The sequence below is a fragment of the Bradyrhizobium liaoningense genome, from assembly GCF_018130825.1.
GTDB classification, from domain to species: domain Bacteria; phylum Pseudomonadota; class Alphaproteobacteria; order Rhizobiales; family Xanthobacteraceae; genus Bradyrhizobium; species Bradyrhizobium liaoningense_B.
The window spans coordinates 553,542-574,618 of sequence record NZ_JAFCJS010000004.1 but is presented as its reverse complement, the minus strand read 5'-3'; the positions used below and the strand labels follow the sequence as shown (position 1 = coordinate 574,618).

The window sequence follows — 21,077 nt, the reverse complement described above, 5'->3', positions numbered from 1 at the left end:
TGAGGGCGGCTCGGCGTGAGATGATGGCGCCACGGTAGCTCAGCCATGTTTCTCGCGTGACCAAAAGATCCATCCTGTTGCTCCTGGCCGTCGCCCTGCTGGCCGGAAACCTGGTGTATGCGTACCTCGCCGGGCCGAGCGCGTTTGCGCGCGATTTCGATCAGAACATCGCGCGGTTTCCTTTGGCCGCTTCGATTGCCCGCAGCGATCGAAGTCTCAGGGACGTCTTCCTCCGGGAGACCGAAGAGGTGTTCAACAGAGGCGGATGGCCCGCGGCCAATGGTACGCTCAACATGATCCTGGCTTCCGAGATGGAAGCCTATGCCGACGACGAGCACATCAATGCCCTGGATCGTGCGGTGCTCGCGGTCCTTTTGAAGCTCGCGAGCGACCCATTGGCATGCAAATCCTACCTTTTGGCTGGTTTCCAACGTGGCGAGTTTCCGGACGCAGCGCTAGAGTTTGCAGATCTTGGGTCGGCAACTGGGGCGGCGATCGCAAACGGCTTCGAGCGCAAGACGAATGGCGTTGTCCGGCCGCAGGCCAGCGACGCGGAGATTGCAGCGATCGAATCGCAATTGCGTCTGGGGCCATTCGCGGAGCTCACCCGACAAGAGCTTGGAGCCCAGGCGAGATATCTCGATGGCAACCCTGGTCTGATGTGCAGTGCGGCCATCAAGAAGCAGCTCAATCTTCTTGCAGCAGATCGTGCCGACGCGGCTTACGTCTCGCGCGTGTGGAGAGCCAGGGACTGCAAGATCGATATTGTCGAGGTTCGCGCGAAGCTATGCCGCGAGCCCGGCAACGGCTTGTCCTGCCCTTAGCCGGGCACGGCGACGCGGCGGGCCAAGGGCGGCCTCAGGCCGACGGCTTATCGCGCAGCATCCCCATGTGTGGGCATTCATCTCTCCAAATTCCGTAACAACAACCTCAGCGCCGTCGCAGCAAACACCTGCATGTTCGCGAACCGGTCATTGCTATCCGTCTCCAGCGTCATCACCTCTGCCGCGGGGCCTGCGACGGCCATGCAGCTATGGCCGGCGGCATCACCGTAGCGGTTGCCGGTGGGACCGGCGGCGCCGGTCTCGGACAGGCCCCAGTCGCAGCCAAAGCGGCTGCGCATCTGTTCGGCCAAGAGTTTCGCATAGGGCTCCGATGAGGATCGAAAGCCCTTCATTCCTTCATCCGAAATATCCATCAGCACGCGCCTGGCATCGCGGGTGTAGACCACGGCGCCGCCGAGGAAATAGGCGGAGGCGCCGGGCACCGCGAGCAGGCTGGCGGCGATCAGACCGCCTGCCGATGATTCCGCAACCGCAATGGTCTGTTTGCGCGCGATCAGTTTCGCCGCGACCTGTTCCGCAATGCCGACGAGCTCTTTCATCCTGTACCCCTTATCCCTTCGCAACCGAGCTCAGCCTTCCTAGCATATGACAGCAGGCTTGGCCGAGTTGCGGGCGACGGGCAGGCCTGCTTGAATGGTGGGTAGAAGAAGAGACATGCGAGGAAACGTGAGAAGGGAGACGTCATGGCGTCCCTGATCGCCGGCGGCGTCGATTGCGACGTGCATCCGGCCGTGCCGCATCTGACCAGCCTGCTGCCGTACCTGAACGATTATTGGCGCGATCAGGTGACGACGCGCGGCATGGTCGACCTCGTCTCGCAATCCTATCCGCAGAACTCGCCGATCACGGCGCGACCCGACTGGCGTCCTGAAAGCGGCAAGCCGGGCGAGAGCCTTGCGGACATGCAGCGCCATGTGCTCGATCCATTCCAGCTTGAATACGCCATCTGCAATCCGCTCTATGGCGTGCAGATGGTGTTTTCCGAGGACATGCAGGCCGCCTTCTGCCGCGCGCTGAACGACTGGCTGGTGAAGGAATGGCTCGATCGCGACAAGCGACTGCGCGGCTCGATCGTGATCCCCACGCAAAGCATCGAGAAGGCCGTCGCCGAGATCGAGCGCTGCGCGCCAGATCGTCGCTTCGTGCAGGTCTTGATGCTTGTCATGGGTGACACGCCGCTCGGCAAGCGCGCACTGTGGCCGATCTATGAAGCCGCGGAACGGCTCGGCCTGCCGATCGGCGTCCACGCAGGTTCCGCCTATCATAATCCGCCGACTGCGGTGGGATGGGGCTCCTATCACATCGAGGATTATGTCGGTCAGGCCCAGGCGTTCCAGACCCAGCTCACCGGCCTGATCGTCGAAGGCGTGTTCGCAAAGTATCCGCGGCTGAAAATGGTGATGCTGGAGTCAGGCGTCTCCTGGATCGCGCCCTATCTCTGGCGACTGCACAAGTTCTGGCGCGGCGTGCGGATGGAGACGCCGTGGGTCGATCGCGCGCCGCTGGAACTTGTGCGCAGCAACATCCGCTTCTCGTTACAGCCATTTGATGCACCGCCGGAACCCGAGACATTAATTCGCCTGTTTGAGCATATGCAGTCGGACGAATTGGTCTTATTCTCTACCGACTATCCGCACTGGCAGTTCGACGACCAGGACGCGCTGCCCAAAGGTCTGTCCCCCGATCTCGTGCGCAAGATCATGATCGACAATCCGCATGCAACCTATCCCCGCCTGACGTGAGCCCGCTGCCAAAGGAGGCAAGGCGATGAATATCCAGTTCCGCGAGAACCAAGAAGCCGCTTCCCCACTGACCGTCAAAACCGCGATCGCGGACTGCGACATCCATCCGGCACGCGCCACCCGCACCGAGCTCTATCCCTACCTTGCCAAGCGCTGGCAGCATCATCTCGAGATCTACGGCGTCCATGCCTATCAGGGCATGATGGAAGGCCCGCCCTATCCGAAGGCGCAACCCAACGCCTCGCGCCGCGATGCCTATCCGCCGGAGGGCGGCCCGCAGGGCTCCTCGCTCGCCTTCATGCAGAAGCAATTGCTCGATCCCAACAATGTGCAGCTTGGCGTGCTCAATCCGCTCAACACCGGGCAGGGCATCCGCAATCACGAGCTCTCGGCCGCGCTCTGCTCGGCGATCAACGATTGGCAGATCGACAAATGGACCAGCAAGGACAAGCGGCTGAAGGCCTCGATCGTCGTCGGCAATGAGGACGGCCTGTCGGCCGCCGCAGAGATCCGCGAGCGCGCCGGCGACAAGAATTTCGTGCAGGTGCTCTTGCTCAGTCGTAACGTCGAGCCGCTCGGCCAGCGCCGCTACTGGCCGATCTATCAGGCCGCGGAAGAGGCCGGCCTTCCCGTCGGCGTCCACGCCTTCGGCTTCGGCGGCAACCCGATCACGCCGTCGGGCTGGCCGAGTTACTACATCGAGGAGATGGTGGGGCATTCGCAATGCCAGCAATCGGCGCTGGCGAGCCTCGTGCTGGAGGGCGTGTTCGAGCGCTTCCCGAAACTGAAGATGGTGATGATCGAGGCCGGCTTCGGCTGGGCGCCCTCGCTGGCGTGGCGGCTGGACAAGGCCTGGCAGCGGCTCCGAAGCGAGGTGCCGCACGTGAAGCGGCCGCCGTCGGAATATATCCGCGAGCAGGTGTGGTGGACGACGCAGCCGATGGAGGATCCTGAAAGGCGCGAGGATCTGTTCGACGTGATCAAATGGATCGGCTGGGACCGCTTGCTGTTCGCGACCGACTACCCGCATTGGGACTATGACGAGCCGTCGCGCGTGCTGCCGGCGGGTGTCAGCGAAGCCAACCGCGAGGCGTTCTATCTAAGCAATGCGAAGAAGCTGTACGGCATTTCCTGATGGCAAGACACGTCATTGCGCCAGTGGATGAGCTTCCGCCGGGCACGCGAAAATTCCTGGAGATCGACGGACGGCCGATCGCGATCTTCAACATCAAGGGCGAGTATTTCGGCCTGATGAACCGCTGCCCGCATCAGGGCGCGGCGCTGTGCGAGGGGCCGCTGATCGGCCTGGCACAGTCGAAGAATCCCGGCGAGATCGAATACACCAAGTTAGGCGAGATCATCCGCTGCCCCTGGCACGGCTGGGAGTTCGACATCCGCACCGGCCAGTCCTACTGCGACCCCCGCCGCTTCCGCGTGAAGGCCTATCCGGCCCATGTCGAGCCGGGCGCGAGCGTGGTGAAGGGCCCGTATGTCGCGGAGACGATTCCCGTGACGGTCGAGAGCGATTACGTGGTGGTGGAGCTGTAGGCTTACCCTCCCCTGGAGGGGGAGGGTCGATCGCGCGAAGCGCGAGCGGGGTGGGGTGATCTCTCCCCACGGGCAGCGCTCGATGCGGAGAGACCGTCACCCCACCCCGCTTCGCATTTCGCTTCGCTGCATGCGAAGCGACCCTCCCCCTCAAGGGGAGGGTTAAGAGGCAGCGATGATTGACGTGACCCTCAATGCCCCGCAACCGGTTCCGCCGCCGCATCATACGTCGGCACCGCCTTGCCGCCGTCGCGATAGACGATCGACGCCGCGATGATGCCGAGCAGTGCGGCAAACATCAGCCAGGCGCCCGGCGCGGCCTTGTTGCCGGTGTAGTCGATCAGCCAGGTCGAGGCGAACGGCGTGAACGTGCCGAACAGCGCGGCGGCGAGCGCGAAGGCGAGCGAGAAGCAGGTGGTGCGCACATGCGCAGGCACGATCTCGACGAGGGCGCCGAGCATGGTGCCGCTGTACATGCCGAAATAGAACGAGAACATCATCTCGACCGCGAGCAGCTTGCCGAAGGTCGGCGCGGCCACCAGCCATGACAGCGCCGGATAGGCGGTGACAAGCGAAAGACCCGCGATCCCGATCAGCACGGGCTTGCGCCCGATCCGGTCGGACAGCGCGCCGCCGACAGGATTCCAGATGAAGTTGGTGACCGCCACCAGCAGCGTCACGAGCAGCGCATCCTGCGTCGACAGCTTCAGCACCGTCTTGCCGAAGGTCGGCGTGTAGACGGTGACGAAGTAGAACGTCGTCGTGGTCAGGATCGCGATCATCATGCCGAGGATGACGATGCGCCAGTTGGCGAGCGCGGAGGCGAACACTTCGCTCGCGGTCGGGTGCTTCTTCATCGCGAGGAACGCCGGCGTCTCTTCCAGCGTGCGCCGCAGGAAGAAGATCAAGGGAATGATCAGGCAGCCGACGAAGAACGGAATCCGCCAGCCCCACGCGGCCACCGTGTCGGCCGGCATCACCTCGGACAGGAGATAGCCGAGGATCGAGGCGACGAAGATCGCGACCTGCTGGCTCGATGACTGGAACGAGGTGTAGAAGCCGCGATTGCCGGGCGTTGCGATCTCAGCGAGATACACCGACACGCCGCCGAGCTCGACGCCGGCGGAGAAGCCCTGCAGCAGGCGGCCGATCAGCACGATGACCGGCGCCGCGATGCCGATGGTCGCGTAGCTCGGGCAGAATGCGATGACGACGGTGCCGATGGCCATGATGCCGAGCGTGACGATCAGGCCCTGGCGGCGGCCGATGCGGTCGATATAGGCCCCGAGCACAATCGCGCCGACAGGGCGCATCAAGGCGCCGAGCCAGAACACGCCGAAGGTGTTGAGCAGCGAGGCCGTCTCGTTGGTCGAGGGGAAGAACGCCTTGCCGATCGCGGCGGCGTAGAAGCCGAACAGGAAGAAATCGAACTGCTCGAGGAAATTGCCGCTGGTTGCGCGCAGGATCGCGCCGATGCGCGATTTGATCACGGGCGGATTGGTTGAAGTGGCTGGTCCAGCCATGGCGTTGCTCCCCTTGGAAAGACGTGGCCGGACCGGAACTCATTTCACGGCAAGGCGACAGATTGAAGCTGCGACAATCTGTCATCCCCTTCCCGCGCGGGGACGAGGGAGTCAACCGGTTTTCCGGAGGAAGCTGATGATTTTTCAGGCTTTATTTTGCGTTGCAGCGAGGATCCATTGGCGGAACGCGGTGAGCTTCGGCGCCTCCCGACGGCCGTCGGGAGAGACCAGGTAAAACCCTGCATCCGCCGGCAGCGCGATCTTGAACGGGACCACCAGCCGTCCCTTGGCGATGTCGTCCTGGACGTAGGAGGTCCGTCCCATCGCCACGCCCATGCCGTCGATCGCCGCCTGCACAGTCATCAAGGTCATGTCGAAGGTGATGCCGGGCTGCCGGGAGATGCCGGCCGAAAGGCCCGCCGCCGTCAGCCACAGCCGCCAGTCGTCACTGACGTTGGTGTGCAGCAGCACGTGGTCCTTCAGATCCTCCGGACGACGTAGCGGCTTGTCACCGCGCAGCAGCGAGGGGCTGCACACCGGGAACAACTCGTCCGCCATCAGCCAGTCGGCGCGCAGGCCCGGCCATTGGCCGCGCCCGTAGCGGATCGCGACATCGACATTGTCGCGCTGGAAATCGACCAGGCTGGTCGAGGTGGTGATGCGGACGTCGATGCCGGGATGGCTCTCCTGGAAATCGGTCAGTCGCGGCAGCAGCCACTTTGCGGCAAGCGAGGCGATCGTCGACACCGTCAGCACCTTGTCATCGTCCTTGCGCAGCAGGCGATCGGTGGCAAGGCGCAGGTCGTTGAAGGCGGCGCGCACGCCCGGGAGATAGTCCCGCGCCTCCGGAGTCAACGCCAGCGCGCGATTCTGCCGGATGAACAGGCGGATGCCGAGCTCCTCCTCGAGCCTGCGGATCTGATGGCTGATCGCGGTCTGGGTCACGTTCAGCTCGCTGGCGGCCAGCGTGAAGCTGAGATGGCGCGCGGCGGCCTCGAACGCCCGCAGACCATTCAGGGAGGGCAATCTGGCAGTCATCTGGCAGCAGGATGCATGACGTTATTTCATGCGAAAGGGTACAAATTGTCGTTTGTCGCGGCGCACTTGGAAGCAGATATTAGCGGTCAACTTAGCTCCAGGAGCTGAAAATGTCTACTTTGACCGACAATTCGATGACAAATCATCATGCGCACGGCCTGCTCTACCAGATCGGTGAGACCCTGCACGTCTGGCACGAGCGCTACCGGACCCGGCGCGAGCTGACCCACTGGACCGCCCGCGATCTCCATGACGTCGGGCTGTCCTGGTCCGATATCGCCTACGAGGCCGACAAACCCTTCTGGCGGGCCTGATTGGCCGCCAGGCCGGCGCCGCCTGCTCACAGGGGCGCCGGCGGTCCCTTTTTGTGAAGGGCAAATTTCTTAAAGGCTCGTGTCATGAGCATCCTCCGCCTCGAAGACCTGAAGCAATATTCGGATACGCTGCGCACCCGCGACGGCACGACGCTCAACGTTCGCTTCGTCGAGCCGCGCGACACCGACGAACTGCAGCACTATTTCCGCTCGCTCTCGACCCGCTCCCGCTACAACCGTTTCTTCGGCGCTATCAGCGAATTGCCGAAGGGCCTGCTGCACGACTTCCTCGAGGTCGGCGCACGCGAGCGTTTCACTGTCGTCGCGACCATGATGGTCGACGGCTTCGAGACCATCGTCGCCGAGGCGCGCTATGCGTTGCATGCGGAAACCGCGACGCTCGAGTTCGGCCTCTCGGTCGGTGACCGCTGGCACGGCCACGGCATCGCCACTGCGCTGATGAGGAATCTCGAATGCCGCGCGGCTGCGCTTGGAGCCGAGCGCATGTTCGGCGACACGCTGCGCTCCAACGAGGCCATGATCTCGCTGGCGCGCAAGTCCGGCTTCGCCTTCGTCAACCATCCCGATGACTGGAAGCTGGTGCGCTTCGACAAGGAGATCAGCGTCGCACCGAAAGACATTCCCTGCGCGAGCTGGCGTCTCGCCGCCCTTTCCCGTCAGGCCGACAGCCCCTCAGCCTCGGCCTTACACCACTGCAAGCCCGGCCTGGTCATCCAGCGCCGGGCATTTTTTTGCCCTCATTTGGCATCGTCATCGGTGAAGTCGGTCGAGGTCGCGACCGTCCGCCAGCCCGCCAGCTCGCGCGCGACGAGGATGTTCTTCGCCTCGATCCGGTCCACGGTATCGCTGCCGAGCGGCAGCCGCAGCGGCGGGTTTTTCGCATCGACCAGCTTCAGGAAGGCCTGCGCCAGCTTGCGCGGGTCTCCGCGCTGTCCACCGTTGACGTCGGCAGCATGCGCGCGAGTCTTGCCGACGCTGTCACGGTAATCCTCGATCTGCACGGCCGTGCGCGACAGCGAGCTTTCGTCGAGGAAGTTGGTACGAAAGAAGCCCGGCTCGACCACGGTCACCTTGATGCCGAGCGGCGCGACTTCGCCTGATAGCGCCTCGCTGATTCCCTCGACCGCGAATTTGGTCGCGCCATAGACGCCCCAACCGGGAAAACCTGCGTAGCCGCCGACCGACGAGATGTTGATGACGTGGCCGGAACGCTGGCGGCGCATATGGGGCAGCACCGCGCGGGTGACACTGAGCAGGCCGAACACGTTCGTGCCGAACAGCTTTTGCGTTTCCGCGTCGCTGGCTTCCTCGATCGCGCCCAGAAGGCCGTAGCCGGCATTGTTGACGAGGATGTCGATGCGGCCGAACTTCTTCACGGCCTGTCCGGCGGCTTCGTGCGCTTCTGCTTCGCTGGTGACGTCGAGCCGGGTGGCCAGCAGCCGCTCGTGCGCGCCGAGGCGGGCCGTGACGGTCGAGGGTTCGCGTGCGGTTGCGACCACGGCATCTCCCGCCTTCAATGCCGCTTCAGCGATCAACGCACCAAATCCGCGGGACGCTCCTGTGATGAACCAGACACGCATGGTGTTGCCCTTTCCATTTGGGCCCGGCGATGTGCCGAAGCCGATGGGCAAGGTGTAGCTTCTCGCCATAGCTGAGATAATCCGCTATATGTTCCACAAACTACTGAGAATAGTTCATCAATGCGGATCGACCCGTCCGACCTCGCGACCTTCCTCGCCATCGCCCGTCACCGCAGTTTTCGCGCGGCGGCCACGGAGCTTGGCGTCACGCCCTCGGCGCTGTCCCATGGCCTGCGCACTATCGAGGAGCGGCTGGGCCTGAGGCTCGTCAACCGCACCACCCGCAGCGTGGCGCTCACCGAAGCGGGCGAGCTTCTGTTCGCCCGCATCACGCCGGCCTTCCGCGACATCGACGATGCGCTCGAGGATCTCAACAATTTTCGCGGCAAGCCCGCCGGCACGCTGCGCTTCACCGCCGCGCGCCAGTCCGCCCAGCTGGTGCTGCTGCCGGTCGTGACGCGCTTCCTGAAAGAATTTCCCGATGTCAGCGTCGAGATCGTCATCAACGATTCCCTGATCGACATGGTCGCGGCCGGCTTCGACGCCGGCGTGCGCTTCGGTGAGACCATTGCCGCCGACATGATCGCCGTGCCGATCGGCCCGCGGCACCGTTTTGCCGTGGTCAGCTCGCCAGCCTTCTTCAAATCGCACAAGCAGCCAGCCACGCCGCACGACCTGAAGGGCCTGCCCTGCATCCGCTATCGCTTCACGTCAGGCGCGCTCTACCACTGGGAGTTCGAGCGCGGCGGCATCGAGCTCGCGATCGATGTCACGGGGCCACTGACCATGAACGACCAGGATTTGATGGTCGATGCCGCGTTGGATGGTGTCGGCCTTGCCTACGTCTTCGAGCAGCAGGTCGAAGCGCTGCTGGCCAAACGCAAGCTGGTGCGCGTGCTCGCCGACTGGTGTCCTGCCTATCCCGGCTTCTTCCTGTACTACCCCAGCCGGAGGCAACTGCCGGCCGCACTAAGGGCGTTCGTGGATTTTGCGCGGGCGCCAGCCAAGTAGCGAGCTGCGTAGCCCGATGGAGCGCAGCGCAATCTGGGCTACGATAAGGCCTATTCTTCCTCGATCCAGATACCCCGCTCGCTTAAAGCGGTGAGTATGGCCTCGATGTCCTCCGGTTCCGCCTCAGTCGACGGCACCAACTCGTTGAGTTGATCGAACGTAACATAGCCCGTCTTCTCCGCCAGGATGGCGGCCTTCCGGACCACCTCAGACCAATCCATTCAGCACTCCCAAAAATAGGGTCCCTACTATATGGAATGATCGAATGGTTCGGCCCGCGCAGCGCATGGAGCACAGCGTAATCTGGGATTCTTTCTGCACTCGCATCCCGTCATCCCCGCGCGACCGCGAAGCGGTCGTCGCTGGAGGTGCGAGGCATGGGACGCAACGCGTCCCATGGGGAGCCTCGAAGGATGCACGGCCCCGCTGCTCGTGAAACGCGACTCGCAGCGACAGCCGGGCTGTCGCCCTTCGAGGGCCGCGAAGGCGCGGCCACCTCAGGGTGACGGTCAGAGATTGCCGAATCTTGCTACTTCCTCGCAAACACCGCCTTCCGCTTCTCGATAAACGCCTGCACCGCCTCCTTGTGGTCCGCCGTCGTGGTCAGGCGCACCAGTCGCTCGGCTTCATGGTCCCTGGCGGTTTCGAAGTCGAACAGCAGGGCCTCGTCGAGATTGTCCTTCATGTAGCGCAATGCCAGGCGCGGGCCTTCGGCGAGTGACTTTGCCAGCGCGAACGCCTCAGTCTGCAGCTTGTCGTCGGGCACGACGCGGTTGACGAGGCCGATGGCTTCGCAGCGCGCGGCGTCGACGCGGTCGCCGGTGAACATCAATTCGCGCGCCCGCGCGGTGCCAACGAGGCGGGTGAGCAGCCAGGCGATGCCGTAGTCGCCGCTGAGCGCGATGCGGGCATAGCCGGTGGCGACGAAGGTTGATTGTGCGGCGATGCGGATGTCGCAGGCCATGGCGATGGCAAGCCCGGCGCCGACCGCGGGGCCGGGGAGTGCGGCGATGGTCGGCTTGCGTACCGACACCAGCGCGCCGGTCAGCAGCCGCTGCCGCTCCTGCAGATCGGCGATGCGGTCGTCCAGCGACATCTCCAGCTTTTTGGGGTCGCGATGCGCGCCCATGCCCTTGACGTTGCCGCCGGCGCAGAACGCTTCGCCCGCGCCGGTGAGCAGCAGCGCGCCGACGTTCGGATCCTCGGCGCAGGTCCGGATCATGGTGCGCAGCGCCGGGGTCAGCGCGTCCGACAGCGAATTGCGTGCCTCCGGCCGGTTCAGCGTGATGACGGCGACGCGGTCGCGGATGGTGCAGAGGAGTTCACTGGTGCCGGTGTCGATCGTGGTCTCGCTGCTCATTGTTCCTCCCTGCTCTCGTAGGGTGGGCAAAGCGAAGCGTGCCCACCATTGCCTATCGTGCCCGAGATGGTGGGCACGGCGCTTTGCGCCTTTGCCCACCCTACGGCAGCTCGACTTCAAAACTTCTCCACCCAGGGCCGCAGCTCCAGCTCCCAGCTCCAGGCGCTGCGCGGCTGCTGCAACACGTTCCAGTAGCTCTGCGCGATGGCATCGGGATCGAGCATCGAATCCGGCTTGTCGGCAGGTTCCGTGCGCGCCGCGCTGCGGATGCCGCCGTCGATCACGAAATGCGCGACATGGATGCCTTGCGGCGAGAGTTCGCGCGCCAGGCTCTGGGCGAGGCCGCGCAGCGCGAACTTGCCCATCGCAAAGGAGGCCGACTGCGCATACCCCTTGACGCTGGCGGAAGCGCCGGTGAACAGGATCGCGCCGTGCTGGTTCGGCAGCATGCGCTTGGCGGCCTGCTGCGCCACCAGGAAGCCGCCATAGGCGCTGACCGCGATCGCCTGCGCCACGTCGGCCGGGATCAGATCGACGAACGGTCCGCGCGTGCGGCCGCTGGCATTGTAGACGACGAGGTCGGGCGTGCCGATCTCGCGCTCGACGAGGCCGAACAGCCGCTCGACCTCCCCCGGCTCGGTGGCGTTGCAGGCATAGGCCTTCGCGCCGGTCTCGCTGCAGAGAGCGCCCAGCTTCTCGACCTTGCGCGCCGCCAGCGCGACGCGGATGCCTTGTGCGGCGAGCAGTCGCGCCAGCGAGGCACTCAGGCCTTCACCGGCACCAACGATGAGCGCGATCTTGTATTTCGGATGTTCCATGGCGTGATCTCTCAGGACGGGAAGCCGCTGATCTATGCATCCGCCGCGCGGACGACCAGCCGGGTCGATCACAATTCCGCAGAGCGAATTGCTCCTTCACGGCGATCATGCCTCCCTGACAATTTGCGGCTTTATCGTGCTTCGTGGCTGGAGCATGATCGACATCATCCAAAGCGGCAAGCGCCAAAACAGCGCAAAATGTCCGCGGGACGGAAACGAAGAGGACGATCATGCACAAGCCGGTCACAGCGCAGCCGAAACATGTCGCGGCCGAGCCATCCGGCCTGCTGGCGCCTGATACGTCAGGCATGAATTTCTATCGTGCCGATCAGGCGCTGACGGATCTGCTCCGCATCCATCTGCCGGATAATCTGTTCCGCCATATCGAACCGCATCTCGACCGTCTCGGCGAGATGGCCGGCGGCGTGCTCGACGAGTGCGCGCGGCTCGCCGACCGGCATACGCCGGTGCTGCACCAGCGCGACAAGTTCGGGCGCGACGTGCAGTCGATCGAATATCACCCGGCCTATCGCGAATTGGAGAACGCCGCGTTCGGCCAGTTCGGCATCCACGCGCTCTCGATCCGCAAGGGCATCATGGGCTGGCCGGACAAGTACCCGGTCGTGGCCAAGCACGCCTTCACCTTCCTGTTCAACCAGACCGAATTCGGCATGGGCTGCCCGATCAACGTCACCGACGGCTGTGCGAAGCTGCTGGCGAATTTCGGCAGCGAGGCGCTGAAGGAAAAATATCTGGACGGACTGACCTCGACCGACATGAGCAAGCTGACGCAAGGCGGCCAGTTCATGACCGAGAAGGAGGGCGGCTCCGACGTCGGCACACTGACCACGCGCGCGGTGCAGGAGGGCGACCATTGGCGCCTCTATGGCGAAAAATGGTTCTGCTCGAATGCCGACGCGAAAGTCGTGATGCTGCTGGCGCGCCCCGAAGGCGCCGGTCCCGGCACGCGCGGCGTCGGCCTGTTCCTGATGCCGCGCTTCCTCGATGACGGCGCGCAGAACCACTACCGGATCGTGCGGCTCAAGGACAAGCTCGGCACGCGCTCGATGGCCTCGGGCGAGATCAAGCTCGAAGGCGCGATTGCCTATGCGGTCGGCAAGCTCGATCGCGGCTTCGTGCAGATGGCCGAGATGGTGAACTCGTCGCGGCTGTCGAACGGCGTCAAGTCGGCCGCGTTGATGCGCCGCGCTTATCACGATGCGATGACTGTGGCGAAGAACCGCGTGGTGTTCGGTCAGCGCATCATCGATCTGCCGCTCGGGCGGCGGCAGATGCTGAAGATCATGCTGCCGGTCGAGCAGGCGCTGTCGATGAGCTTCCTCACCGCCGAGGCGCTCGACCGTGCCGAGGCCGGCAGCCAGGATGCGGCGGCGCTGCTGCGCATCCTGACCCCGACGCTGAAATTCCGTGCCACCCGCGATGCACGCAAGGTCTGCGGCGATGCGCTCGAGATGCGTGGCGGCATCGGCTACATCGAGGAATTCGCGACCCCACGCCTGCTGCGGGATGCGCATCTCGGCTCGGTCTGGGAGGGCACCGGCAACATCGTCGCGATCGACGCGCTTCGGCGCGCGGTCGGCCGTCACGGCGCCGAATCCGCGCTCGCCGCGGATCTGCATGCGCGGCTCGACGACAGCGCCTCCGTGCCGCAGGCCTGGCGCGACAATTTGCGCGGCCTGGTCGATCGTGCAGTGGGTTTCGCGCGCGAGGTCGCGGGTAAGTCGGAGAATGAGGCCGATGCGCGCCGCGCCACCAGCGTGCTCTATCATGTCGCCAGTGCAGTGGCGCTCGCCTGGGAGGCGCATCGCATTCACGAGATGCGCGGGGACGCACGACGCCTGCTGCTGTCGCGCCTCGTCATCGACCATCGCGTGTCGCCGAGCGATCCGTTCCGGCTGACGGAAAATGCCGCGCAAGCGAAGATCGCCGCGCTGCTGCTCGGTGATCGCGATGCCGGCATGAGCGAGGTTGGCGAACTGGTTCTGGCAGCGTAGGCTGCGCGCCGCGATCAAACAAAAAACGCGATAGGGAGTGCTCGATGAAGGCCGCCGTCCTCTATGAAGTCAACCAGCCGCTGGTCATCGAGGATGTCAGCCTGCCGAAGCCGGGGCCGCGAGAGGTCCTGATCCGCACCGCGGTCGCCGGCCTCTGCCACTCCGATCTGCACTTCATGGAAGGCCTCTATCCGCATCCGCTGCCCGCGGTGCTCGGACATGAGTCGGCCGGCGTGGTCGAGCAGGTCGGCTCCGATGTCACCTATGTGAAACCGGGCGATCACGTCGTCACCTGCCTGTCGGTGTTCTGCGGCACCTGCGACAATTGCACCACCGGCCGCACCGTGCTTTGCACCGACGCGACGGTGAAGATGCTGCCGGGCGTCTCCAACCGCATGCAGTGGTCGAAGCCGGAGAAGCTGCACCAGTTCCTCAATCTCTCCTCCTTCGCCGAGCAGATGCTGGTGCACGAGAACGCCATCGTGAAGATCCGCAAGGACATGCCGCTCGATCTCGCCGCTTTGATCGGCTGCGGCGTCATCACCGGCTATGGCGCGGTGGTGAACACGGCGAAGGTGACGGCGGGCGAGACCGTGGCGGTGATCGGCTGCGGCGGGGTCGGCATGGCCGCGATCAACGGCGCGCAGATCGCCGGCGCCGGCCGCATCATCGCCATCGACACCAATCCGGTAAAACTCCAGCTCGCGACCAAGCTCGGCGCCACCGACATCATCAATCCCGCCGACGGCGACGTCGTGAAGCAGGTCCGCGACCTCACCAATGGCGGCGTGCATCACGCCTTCGAGGTGCTCGGCCGCAAGGAGACCGCGGAGCAGGCGTTCGGCATGCTCGCCGCCGGCGGCGCCGCCACCATCGTCGGCATGATCCCGTTCGGCCAGAAGATCGAGCTGCACGGCTTTGACTTTTTGCGCGAACGCCGGATCCAGGGCTCCTCGATGGGCTCGAACCATTTCCGCGTCGACATGCCGAGGCTGGTGGATTTCTATTTGCGCGGCCGGCTGCACCTGGAGGACTGGATCTCGGCGAAGCTGAAGCTCAGCGAGATCAACGAGGGTTTTGCCAACATGAAAGCCGGCAAGACGCTGCGCAGCGTGATCGTGTTCGACAGCTGAGCGCTGGCGTTCACCAGCGCAGCTACAAAACAGGTGTCATCGCCCGCGAAGGCGGGCGATCCAGTACTCCGCGGCGGTCGTTCGTTTACATTGCCGCCGCGGAGTACTGGATGCCCCGGTCAAGCCGGGGCATGACCGTGGAGGGTGTGGAGCAATGGGCTCACCTCACCGCGACACGTGCGCGGACACCGCCAGCCACGTCCCGTTCTTCTTCGCCCAGCAATCGGTATACCGCCCCGTCGCCTGCTGGCCGTCGGCCGTGGTGTAGCTGGTCGCCGCGTGGATGATGGCGAAATCGCCCATGATGCGGATGATGATGTCGTAAGCATGCAGATTGCGGATCGCGATCGGCTGCGCCGTCTGCTGCAGGAAGGCGGCGCGATCGACCAGCGTCTTGTCGGGATTGGAGCAGTAGAACTCCGACGCAAGGATCTCGTCGAAGCGCCTGACGTCGCAGGCCTGCACGGCGGCGACATAGTCGCGGTTGAGCGCGGTGAGCTGTTCGAGGTCCTGGCTCATGGTGCTTCCTCCCTCCCTGTCATCCCAGGGCGCGCGGAGCGCGAGCCCGGAATCTCGAAGTCATGTTACTCCATCCGGGCTACGGAAATCCTCGAAAGCATCAGTCGTCAAACATCTTCGGCGGCACGAACCCGCCGAACTCCCGCTCGATCAGTTCGGCGAGCTTCAGCGGCGTGCGGTCCTCCAGCCACGGGCCGACGATCTGGACGCCGACGGGCAGTCCGTCTTTCGACAGGCCGAGCGGAACGGCCGTCGCGGGCAGGCCCGGAAGCGTCGCGATGCCCGGCCAGGCGAGCTGGTCGGAATAGGGGTAATCCGTGCCGTCGATGCTGATGCGTCGCAGGCTCTGTTCCGGCAGATGATCATGCGGATAAGCCGGCGTCGGCATGATCGGGCAGATCACCGCGTCGAAATTGTTGAACAGCGCGCGCCATTTCGCCCGCAGGCCGGCGCGGTGACCCGCGTCGAGGACCCAGGCGCGGTGGCTTGCGATCGTGCCGCGCAGCCGCTCGGCGCCGAGGCTGCGGTCCTCCGGCGACAATTGGCTTGCCCGTGCCCGCGAATCCGCCAGCACCTCGGGCAGGAAGAACGCGCCGAGGAAGCCCAGCAGCATGCGCATGTAGAGCCGCGAGGTCTCCGCGAAATCCGGCAGCAGCGCGCTCTCGCGCGCGACCGTGACGCCGGCCTTCGCGAGATCGGTTGCGAGCGTGTCGATCGCGCCGCGGACATCCCGGTCGGTCGGCAGCAGCGGATGGCTGTCGATCACCAGGACACGAAAGTCCCGCAGCGACTGATGTCGCGCAGCAGGCAGGTCGAGCTTGTAGGCGACGCCGGCTTCCAGCGGATCCGGTCCGGCCATGACGTCGAGCAGCAAGGAGAGATCCGCAGCGGTGCGCGCCATCGGGCCGATGACGGCGAGGTCGCCTTCGCGTGGAAGGGCTGGAAACGGCGGCGGGGTCTCACCGCGTGCCGGGCAGAGATTGATGGTCGGCTTGTGCGCGAAGATGCCGCAATGAAATGCCGGCACGCGCAGGGAGCCGCCGATGTCGGAGCCGGTGGCGAGCGCGCAATAGCCCGCGGCGAGGGCTGCCGACGATCCCCCGGACGATCCGCCCGGCGTGCGGCCGAGATCATAGGGGTTGTTGGTGGTGCCGTAGATGTCGTTGTAGCTCTGCCAGTCGGCGAGGCCGACCGGCACGTTGGTCTTGCCGAGGATCACGCCGCCGGCCTCTTTGATGCGGGCCACCGGCAGTGCGTCTTCCACAGGCCTGAAATCCTTCTGCGGCACGAATCCCCAGGTCGTCGGCAGGCCGGCGACGTTGAAGGATTCCTTGATCATCACGGGCAGGCCGAGCAGCGGCTTGCGCTCGCCGCGGGCCAATGCGGCGTCTGCCTCGCGCGCGGCGCCGAGCGCGCGATCGAAATCCCGGACGCAGATCGCGTTGATCTTGCCGTCGTGACGCTCGATACGGGCGATCGCATCCTGCGTGAGCTCGACCGCCGAGACCTTCTTCGCGCTCAATGCGGCTGACAGCCCGACCGCACTCTTGAAACTCCATTCCGATTTGGCCACGCGCGTCTCCCGCTCTGGTTGTTAGAGGATGATGCGCAGTTTGGCCGAACGCCGCAACCGCTGTTTGATGGTGATTGATGTGTGGGCGGGACGGACGATCCAGTACGCCGCGGCGGGAGTTGTGTGAACGAACTGCTGCCGCAGCGTACTGGATGCCCCGGTCAAGCCGGGGCATGACAGCGAGTGTGTGGCCGCTACGCTGCTCCGATCAATATCCCCACTGCCAGCACGATGGCGCCGCCGAGAACGATCTGGAACACGGCCTGGAGGAACGGCGTGTCCATGTAGCGCGAGCGGATGAAGGCGATCGCCCACAATTCGAAGAACACGACGACGCAGGCGATTCCCGTCGCGATCCAGAACGCATTGGCCCATGTGTCGGGCACGAGATACGGCGCGGTATGGCCGAGCCCGCCGAGCGTCGTCATCGCGCCGCAGGTGACGCCGCGCAGCCAGGGCGAGCCGCGTCCCGTCAGCGAGCCGTCGTCGGACAAGGCTTCCGCAAAGCCCATGCTGATGCCGGCACCGATCGAGGCGGCGAGGCCGACCAGGAACGTCTGCCAGTTCTGATGTGTGGCGAAGGCGGCCGCGAACAGCGGCGCCAGCGTCGAGACCGAGCCGTCCATCAGGCCGGCGAGGCCCGGCTGCACATATTGCAGCACGAACATGCGCCGGCGCGTGCGGTCTTCCTCGGCGCGCACGTCGGGCTTGAGGATCTCGTCGGTTAGCCTGGCGGCGGTATGCTCGTGGCTCTTCTCGGCCTCGGCGAGGTCGCCGAGCAGCCGGCGTACATTGACATCCTCGGCCTGCTCGGCGGCCTTGGCGTAGAAGCGCTCGGCCTCGAGCTCCATGGTCTCGACTTCCTTGCGGATGGTGTCGAGCGGCAGGTTCTTGGTGAGCCAGATCGGACGGCGCTTCAGGAATCCCTTGACGTCCTCGCGGCGGATTGGCGGCAGATGCTGGCCGAAGCGCTGCTCGTACATTTCCAGCAGCATGTGGCGATGGCCGCGCTCCTCCTCGGCCATCTGCTCGAACAGTTTTGCCGAGTCGGGATAACGCTCCTTCAGGTCCTCGGCGAAGGTCATGTAGATGCGGCTGTCCTCCTCCTCGGAGGAGATCGCGACCGCCAGCACCTCGCGCTCGGTCAGATCGGCAAAATTCTTCACGGCGGCCCTGTTTTCTTAGTTTAGAATTATTCTAAACTATATAGGCTGCGGTGGTTCCGAGGTCAAATCAGGCCTTGCCGGCCTTTGCGAGGAAGTCGAGCAGCAACCGGCTCACCTCGGCCGGCTGCTCCTGCTGCACCCAATGGCCGGCGCCGTCGACGAGATGGCAGCCGAGCATTTTTGTGCAGCCGCGCCCCTGCATCGCCTCGAACACGCCGGGGCGCTGATAGGTGCCCCAGTCTTGCTTGCCGGAGATGAAGCAGGAAGGCACGTCGATGCTGCGGCCCGCAAACAGCTGCATCTCGCTGTTGAGCATGCCCGACGTGCCGTAGCGATACCATTGCAAGCCGCCCTGGAATCCGGTGCGGCCATATTCGGCGCTGTAATAGGCGAGGTCGCTGTCCGGCAGCCATTGGTTGGAGGCGATCGCGGCGGGCGAGGGCATCTCCTTCGCGACCGTCTCCGCCATGGTCTCGCCGGCGTCCATCACGTAATAGGTCGGCAGCTTTGCAAGCTCGCCCGCGGACCAGGACTTGAGCGGATATGGCTTGTTGTCGGTCCAGTCCGCGCTCTTGTGATGATAATAGGCGCGCAGCAAATCATGCACGCCCTGCGGCGCGTGTTGCATGTCCGCGTTGGCCGGACGTGTCGAATAGTACCATTGATAATGTTTGCGCGGACGCGGCAGCGCGGCGAGCTCGCGATGAACGGGGTCTTCGGCCGCCGGCTTTGCAGGACTATCAACCGTGTTGAAGGGACGAGGCGGCGCTCCGCCGAAAGGCGCGCTCATCAGCGTCACCGAACGAAACACGTCGGGCCGGATCAGCGCGCACCACGCCGCGACCGGACTGCCGAAATCATGCCCTGCGAGATCGACCTGCCTGTAGCCGAACGCCGACACCAAAGCGAGCACATCGCGCACCAGGTTCGGAAGCGAGAACGGCGCGAGGTCGCCGTCATAGTCCGCGGTCCATCCCGTGGTGCGGCCATAGCCGCGCTGGTCCGGCGCGATCACGTGATAGCCGGCCTCCGCGAGCGCCGGCATCACCTTGCGCCAGGAGAAGGCCAGCTCCGGAAAGCCGTGCAGCAGCAGGATGCAGGGACGGCCTCTGGTCTCGAAACCGGCCTCGAGCACATGCATGCGCAAGCCGTTGATGCCGTCGACATAGCGCGAGCGGATACCGGCGGGCAGGGGGATTGGGGGGAGATCGGGCATCGTTTCCTCCACTCGGGTGGAATCGTAGGGCGGGCAAAGGCGCAAAGCGCCGTGCCCACCATTTTTCAACGCGAGAGCATCGTGGGCACGCTTCGCTTTGCCCACCCTACGGCATCTCGCTAAACCGACTCACACACGAACGCGTTGCCCTTGCGCCGGATCTTCCCCACCGACGGTGACGGAAAATGTGCCGTGCAGCACAGCGTATCGGTGTCGCAATAGCGCTCCAGGAAGCTGCGGCGCGTTTTCGCTGCCGCGGCCGGGTCGACGTCGAACTTGATCGACAGCTCCGGATAGAGCGTCTGCAGCGGCGAATGCATGAGGTCGCCGGAGAATACCGCGTCGTCCTTGCCGCGCCCCATCGTAACAGCGATATGGCCCGGCGTGTGACCGGGCGTCGGCAGGATGCGGACGTGATCGCCGATCTGATGGTCGTTGCCGACCAGCTCGTGGCGCTTGGCCTCGACCACCGGCAGCACACTATCGGCGAAAGGCGGAATCTCCGCCTTCGCATTCTGCTCGGACCAGTGGTCGAATTCCTGCCTGGCGAAGACGTAGCGCGCCTTGGGGAAGGTCGGCACCCAGCGGCCGTTCTCCAGCCGCGTGTTCCAGCCGACGTGATCGACGTGCAGATGGGTGCACATCACGAAGTCGATGTCGTCGACCGCAAATCCAGCGGCGTTCAGCGCACGCAGATAGGTGTCGTCGGTCTTCATGTTCCATTTCGGCCGATTGGGCCGCGGCTTGTCGTTGCCGATGCAGCTGTCGATCAAGATGGTGTGGTGCGGCGTCTTCACCACATAGGACTGGAAGCACAGCAGCAGCACGTCCTGCTCGTCCAGCGCCTTCGCTTCACGCATCCACGCCCGGTTCTCGGCCAGCACCTCCGCCGTCAGTCCCGGCAGCATCTCCAGTGCCGGGACGAACGAGGTCTCCTGCTCGATGACGCGATGGATGGTGAGATCGCCGACCGAGAACTTAAGGCTCATGAGAACTCCGCTCTTACGCCGCCGGCGGCACCGAGATCTTCACGGAGGGCCGCTCCAGCATCTTCTGGTGGAAGGCGTCGAGCTTCGGATAGGCCTTGCGCCAGCCGCAATCGGCGAAGCGGAAATCGGCATAGCCGAGCACGCAGACGAGGCCGATCTGCGAGATGTCGAACGGGCCGTTGAGCACCTCGGGCATGTTCTCGAAGCGCGCCATGCCGGTCCAGGCCCGGTTCCAGTGATCGTCCGACCACGCCTGCCATTGCAGGCCCTGCGGCCGCACCATCTTCTCGTAGCGGCACAGCAGCATGGAATCGAGCATGCCGTTGATCAGCGAGTGATTGGTCTTGGCCTTCCAGCGCCGCGGACCGTAGTCCGGGATCAGGCCGCCGCCGGCCATCTCGTTGAGATACTCGACGATGACGTAGGAGTCCAAAATGACGTCGCCGTCATTGGTGATCAGCACCGGCAGCTTCTTCAGCGGCGTAATGCGCGAATAGTCCTCGTTGACCGTGCCCGGCGCGACGGTCGCGGGCGTCAGCTCGATCTTGTCGATCAGCCCGAGCTCGATCGCGGCGATGCGCACCTTGCGGGCGAAGGGCGAAGCTTGGGAGAAGGAGAGTTTCATGGGAAATAACCTCTATCCAGACATACGGTCCTCATCCCTAG

The 21,077-nt window shown here is 64.6% G+C and carries 21 protein-coding genes and 1 pseudogene; 9 read left to right on the top strand and 13 right to left on the bottom strand.

What is annotated here, in order from left to right:
• Positions 1 to 77: 77 nt before the first annotated feature.
• A complete protein-coding gene (locus tag JQ603_RS21380; protein ID WP_212342302.1) occupies positions 78 to 824 on the top strand; it encodes a hypothetical protein in 747 nt (248 codons plus the stop codon).
• 77 nt (positions 825 to 901) lie between these two features.
• On the opposite strand, the gene JQ603_RS21375 is transcribed toward JQ603_RS21380, so the two are convergent.
• Positions 902 to 1,384 (bottom strand): CinA family protein, encoded by a 483-nt coding sequence (locus tag JQ603_RS21375; protein WP_212342300.1) that lies wholly within the window; start codon positions 1,382 to 1,384, stop codon positions 902 to 904.
• Positions 1,385 to 1,528: 144 nt separating this feature from the next.
• On the opposite strand from JQ603_RS21375, the gene JQ603_RS21370 reads away from it, so the two are divergent.
• From JQ603_RS21370 to JQ603_RS21360, 3 genes are read left to right on the top strand one after another with little or no spacing between them, the layout of a single operon-like run.
• Positions 1,529 to 2,587, top strand: a complete 1,059-nt coding sequence (locus tag JQ603_RS21370) for an amidohydrolase family protein (protein WP_212342298.1) — start codon at positions 1,529 to 1,531, stop codon at positions 2,585 to 2,587.
• A gap of 25 nt (positions 2,588 to 2,612) precedes the next feature.
• The gene (locus JQ603_RS21365; protein WP_212342296.1) at positions 2,613 to 3,722 is read left to right on the top strand and encodes an amidohydrolase family protein; all 1,110 of its coding nucleotides are present in this window, start codon (positions 2,613 to 2,615) and stop codon (positions 3,720 to 3,722) included.
• Complete coding sequence (locus tag JQ603_RS21360) at positions 3,722 to 4,135, top strand: Rieske (2Fe-2S) protein (RefSeq protein ID WP_212342294.1); 414 nt, start codon at positions 3,722 to 3,724, stop codon at positions 4,133 to 4,135. Before JQ603_RS21365 ends, JQ603_RS21360 begins: the two co-directional genes overlap by 1 nt.
• Before the next feature lie 191 nt (positions 4,136 to 4,326).
• On the opposite strand, the gene JQ603_RS21355 is transcribed toward JQ603_RS21360, so the two are convergent.
• Positions 4,327 to 5,658: an MFS transporter gene (locus JQ603_RS21355; protein ID WP_212342292.1), complete on the bottom strand. Its 1,332-nt coding sequence runs from the start codon at positions 5,656 to 5,658 to the stop codon at positions 4,327 to 4,329.
• A 144-nt stretch (positions 5,659 to 5,802) separates the two neighbouring features.
• Positions 5,803 to 6,696: a transcriptional regulator GcvA gene (locus tag JQ603_RS21350; RefSeq protein ID WP_211405372.1), complete on the bottom strand. Its 894-nt coding sequence runs from the start codon at positions 6,694 to 6,696 to the stop codon at positions 5,803 to 5,805.
• Positions 6,697 to 6,806: 110 nt separating this feature from the next.
• On the opposite strand from JQ603_RS21350, the gene JQ603_RS21345 reads away from it, so the two are divergent.
• On the top strand, positions 6,807 to 7,010 hold the full coding sequence (locus JQ603_RS21345) for a DUF1127 domain-containing protein (protein WP_018643363.1): 204 nt from the start codon (positions 6,807 to 6,809) through the stop codon (positions 7,008 to 7,010).
• An 84-nt stretch (positions 7,011 to 7,094) separates the two neighbouring features.
• A pseudogene (locus tag JQ603_RS21340) lies at positions 7,095 to 7,715 on the top strand (N-acetyltransferase family protein); the annotation flags it as partial.
• A 53-nt stretch (positions 7,716 to 7,768) separates the two neighbouring features.
• Here the strand turns inward: JQ603_RS21340 and JQ603_RS21335 are convergent.
• The gene (locus JQ603_RS21335; RefSeq protein ID WP_212342290.1) at positions 7,769 to 8,611 is read right to left on the bottom strand and encodes an oxidoreductase; all 843 of its coding nucleotides are present in this window, start codon (positions 8,609 to 8,611) and stop codon (positions 7,769 to 7,771) included.
• Positions 8,612 to 8,731: 120 nt separating this feature from the next.
• On the opposite strand from JQ603_RS21335, the gene JQ603_RS21330 reads away from it, so the two are divergent.
• Positions 8,732 to 9,622 carry a LysR family transcriptional regulator gene (locus JQ603_RS21330; protein WP_212342288.1) on the top strand — a complete coding sequence of 297 codons (891 nt, stop codon included), beginning with the start codon at positions 8,732 to 8,734 and terminating at the stop codon, positions 9,620 to 9,622.
• Positions 9,623 to 9,672: 50 nt separating this feature from the next.
• Here the strand turns inward: JQ603_RS21330 and JQ603_RS21325 are convergent, their stop codons facing one another.
• From JQ603_RS21325 to JQ603_RS21315, 3 genes are all read right to left on the bottom strand, one after another.
• Positions 9,673 to 9,843, bottom strand: a complete 171-nt coding sequence (locus JQ603_RS21325; protein WP_212342285.1) for an RNA polymerase sigma factor region1.1 domain-containing protein — start codon at positions 9,841 to 9,843, stop codon at positions 9,673 to 9,675.
• Positions 9,844 to 10,151: 308 nt separating this feature from the next.
• Positions 10,152 to 10,982: an enoyl-CoA hydratase gene (locus JQ603_RS21320; RefSeq protein WP_212342284.1), complete on the bottom strand. Its 831-nt coding sequence runs from the start codon at positions 10,980 to 10,982 to the stop codon at positions 10,152 to 10,154.
• Positions 10,983 to 11,098: 116 nt separating this feature from the next.
• Positions 11,099 to 11,800, bottom strand: a complete 702-nt coding sequence (locus JQ603_RS21315; protein ID WP_212342283.1) for an SDR family NAD(P)-dependent oxidoreductase — start codon at positions 11,798 to 11,800, stop codon at positions 11,099 to 11,101.
• 230 nt (positions 11,801 to 12,030) lie between these two features.
• On the opposite strand from JQ603_RS21315, the gene JQ603_RS21310 reads away from it, so the two are divergent.
• Both JQ603_RS21310 and JQ603_RS21305 read left to right on the top strand, forming a co-directional pair.
• A complete protein-coding gene (locus tag JQ603_RS21310) occupies positions 12,031 to 13,815 on the top strand; it encodes an acyl-CoA dehydrogenase family protein (protein ID WP_212342282.1) in 1,785 nt (594 codons plus the stop codon).
• Between the two features lie 44 nt (positions 13,816 to 13,859).
• Positions 13,860 to 14,948, top strand: a complete 1,089-nt coding sequence (locus tag JQ603_RS21305; RefSeq protein ID WP_212342281.1) for a Zn-dependent alcohol dehydrogenase — start codon at positions 13,860 to 13,862, stop codon at positions 14,946 to 14,948.
• Between the two features lie 165 nt (positions 14,949 to 15,113).
• On the opposite strand, the gene JQ603_RS21300 is transcribed toward JQ603_RS21305, so the two are convergent.
• The 6 genes from JQ603_RS21300 to JQ603_RS21275 form a co-directional block, all read right to left on the bottom strand.
• Positions 15,114 to 15,467 (bottom strand): nuclear transport factor 2 family protein, encoded by a 354-nt coding sequence (locus tag JQ603_RS21300; protein ID WP_212342280.1) that lies wholly within the window; start codon positions 15,465 to 15,467, stop codon positions 15,114 to 15,116.
• Between the two features lie 100 nt (positions 15,468 to 15,567).
• Positions 15,568 to 17,040 carry an amidase gene (locus tag JQ603_RS21295; RefSeq protein ID WP_212342279.1) on the bottom strand — a complete coding sequence of 491 codons (1,473 nt, stop codon included), beginning with the start codon at positions 17,038 to 17,040 and terminating at the stop codon, positions 15,568 to 15,570.
• A gap of 194 nt (positions 17,041 to 17,234) precedes the next feature.
• Positions 17,235 to 18,206: an iron exporter MbfA gene (gene mbfA, locus JQ603_RS21290; protein ID WP_212342277.1), complete on the bottom strand. Its 972-nt coding sequence runs from the start codon at positions 18,204 to 18,206 to the stop codon at positions 17,235 to 17,237.
• 67 nt (positions 18,207 to 18,273) lie between these two features.
• Positions 18,274 to 19,422 carry an alpha/beta fold hydrolase gene (locus JQ603_RS21285; protein WP_212342275.1) on the bottom strand — a complete coding sequence of 383 codons (1,149 nt, stop codon included), beginning with the start codon at positions 19,420 to 19,422 and terminating at the stop codon, positions 18,274 to 18,276.
• A gap of 119 nt (positions 19,423 to 19,541) precedes the next feature.
• Entirely contained in the window at positions 19,542 to 20,411 is an 870-nt protein-coding gene (locus JQ603_RS21280) for an MBL fold metallo-hydrolase (protein WP_212342273.1), read from the bottom strand.
• Positions 20,412 to 20,424: 13 nt separating this feature from the next.
• Positions 20,425 to 21,036, bottom strand: coding sequence for a glutathione S-transferase family protein (locus JQ603_RS21275; RefSeq protein ID WP_212342271.1), 612 nt, complete (start codon positions 21,034 to 21,036; stop codon positions 20,425 to 20,427).
• Positions 21,037 to 21,077: the final 41 nt, after the last annotated feature.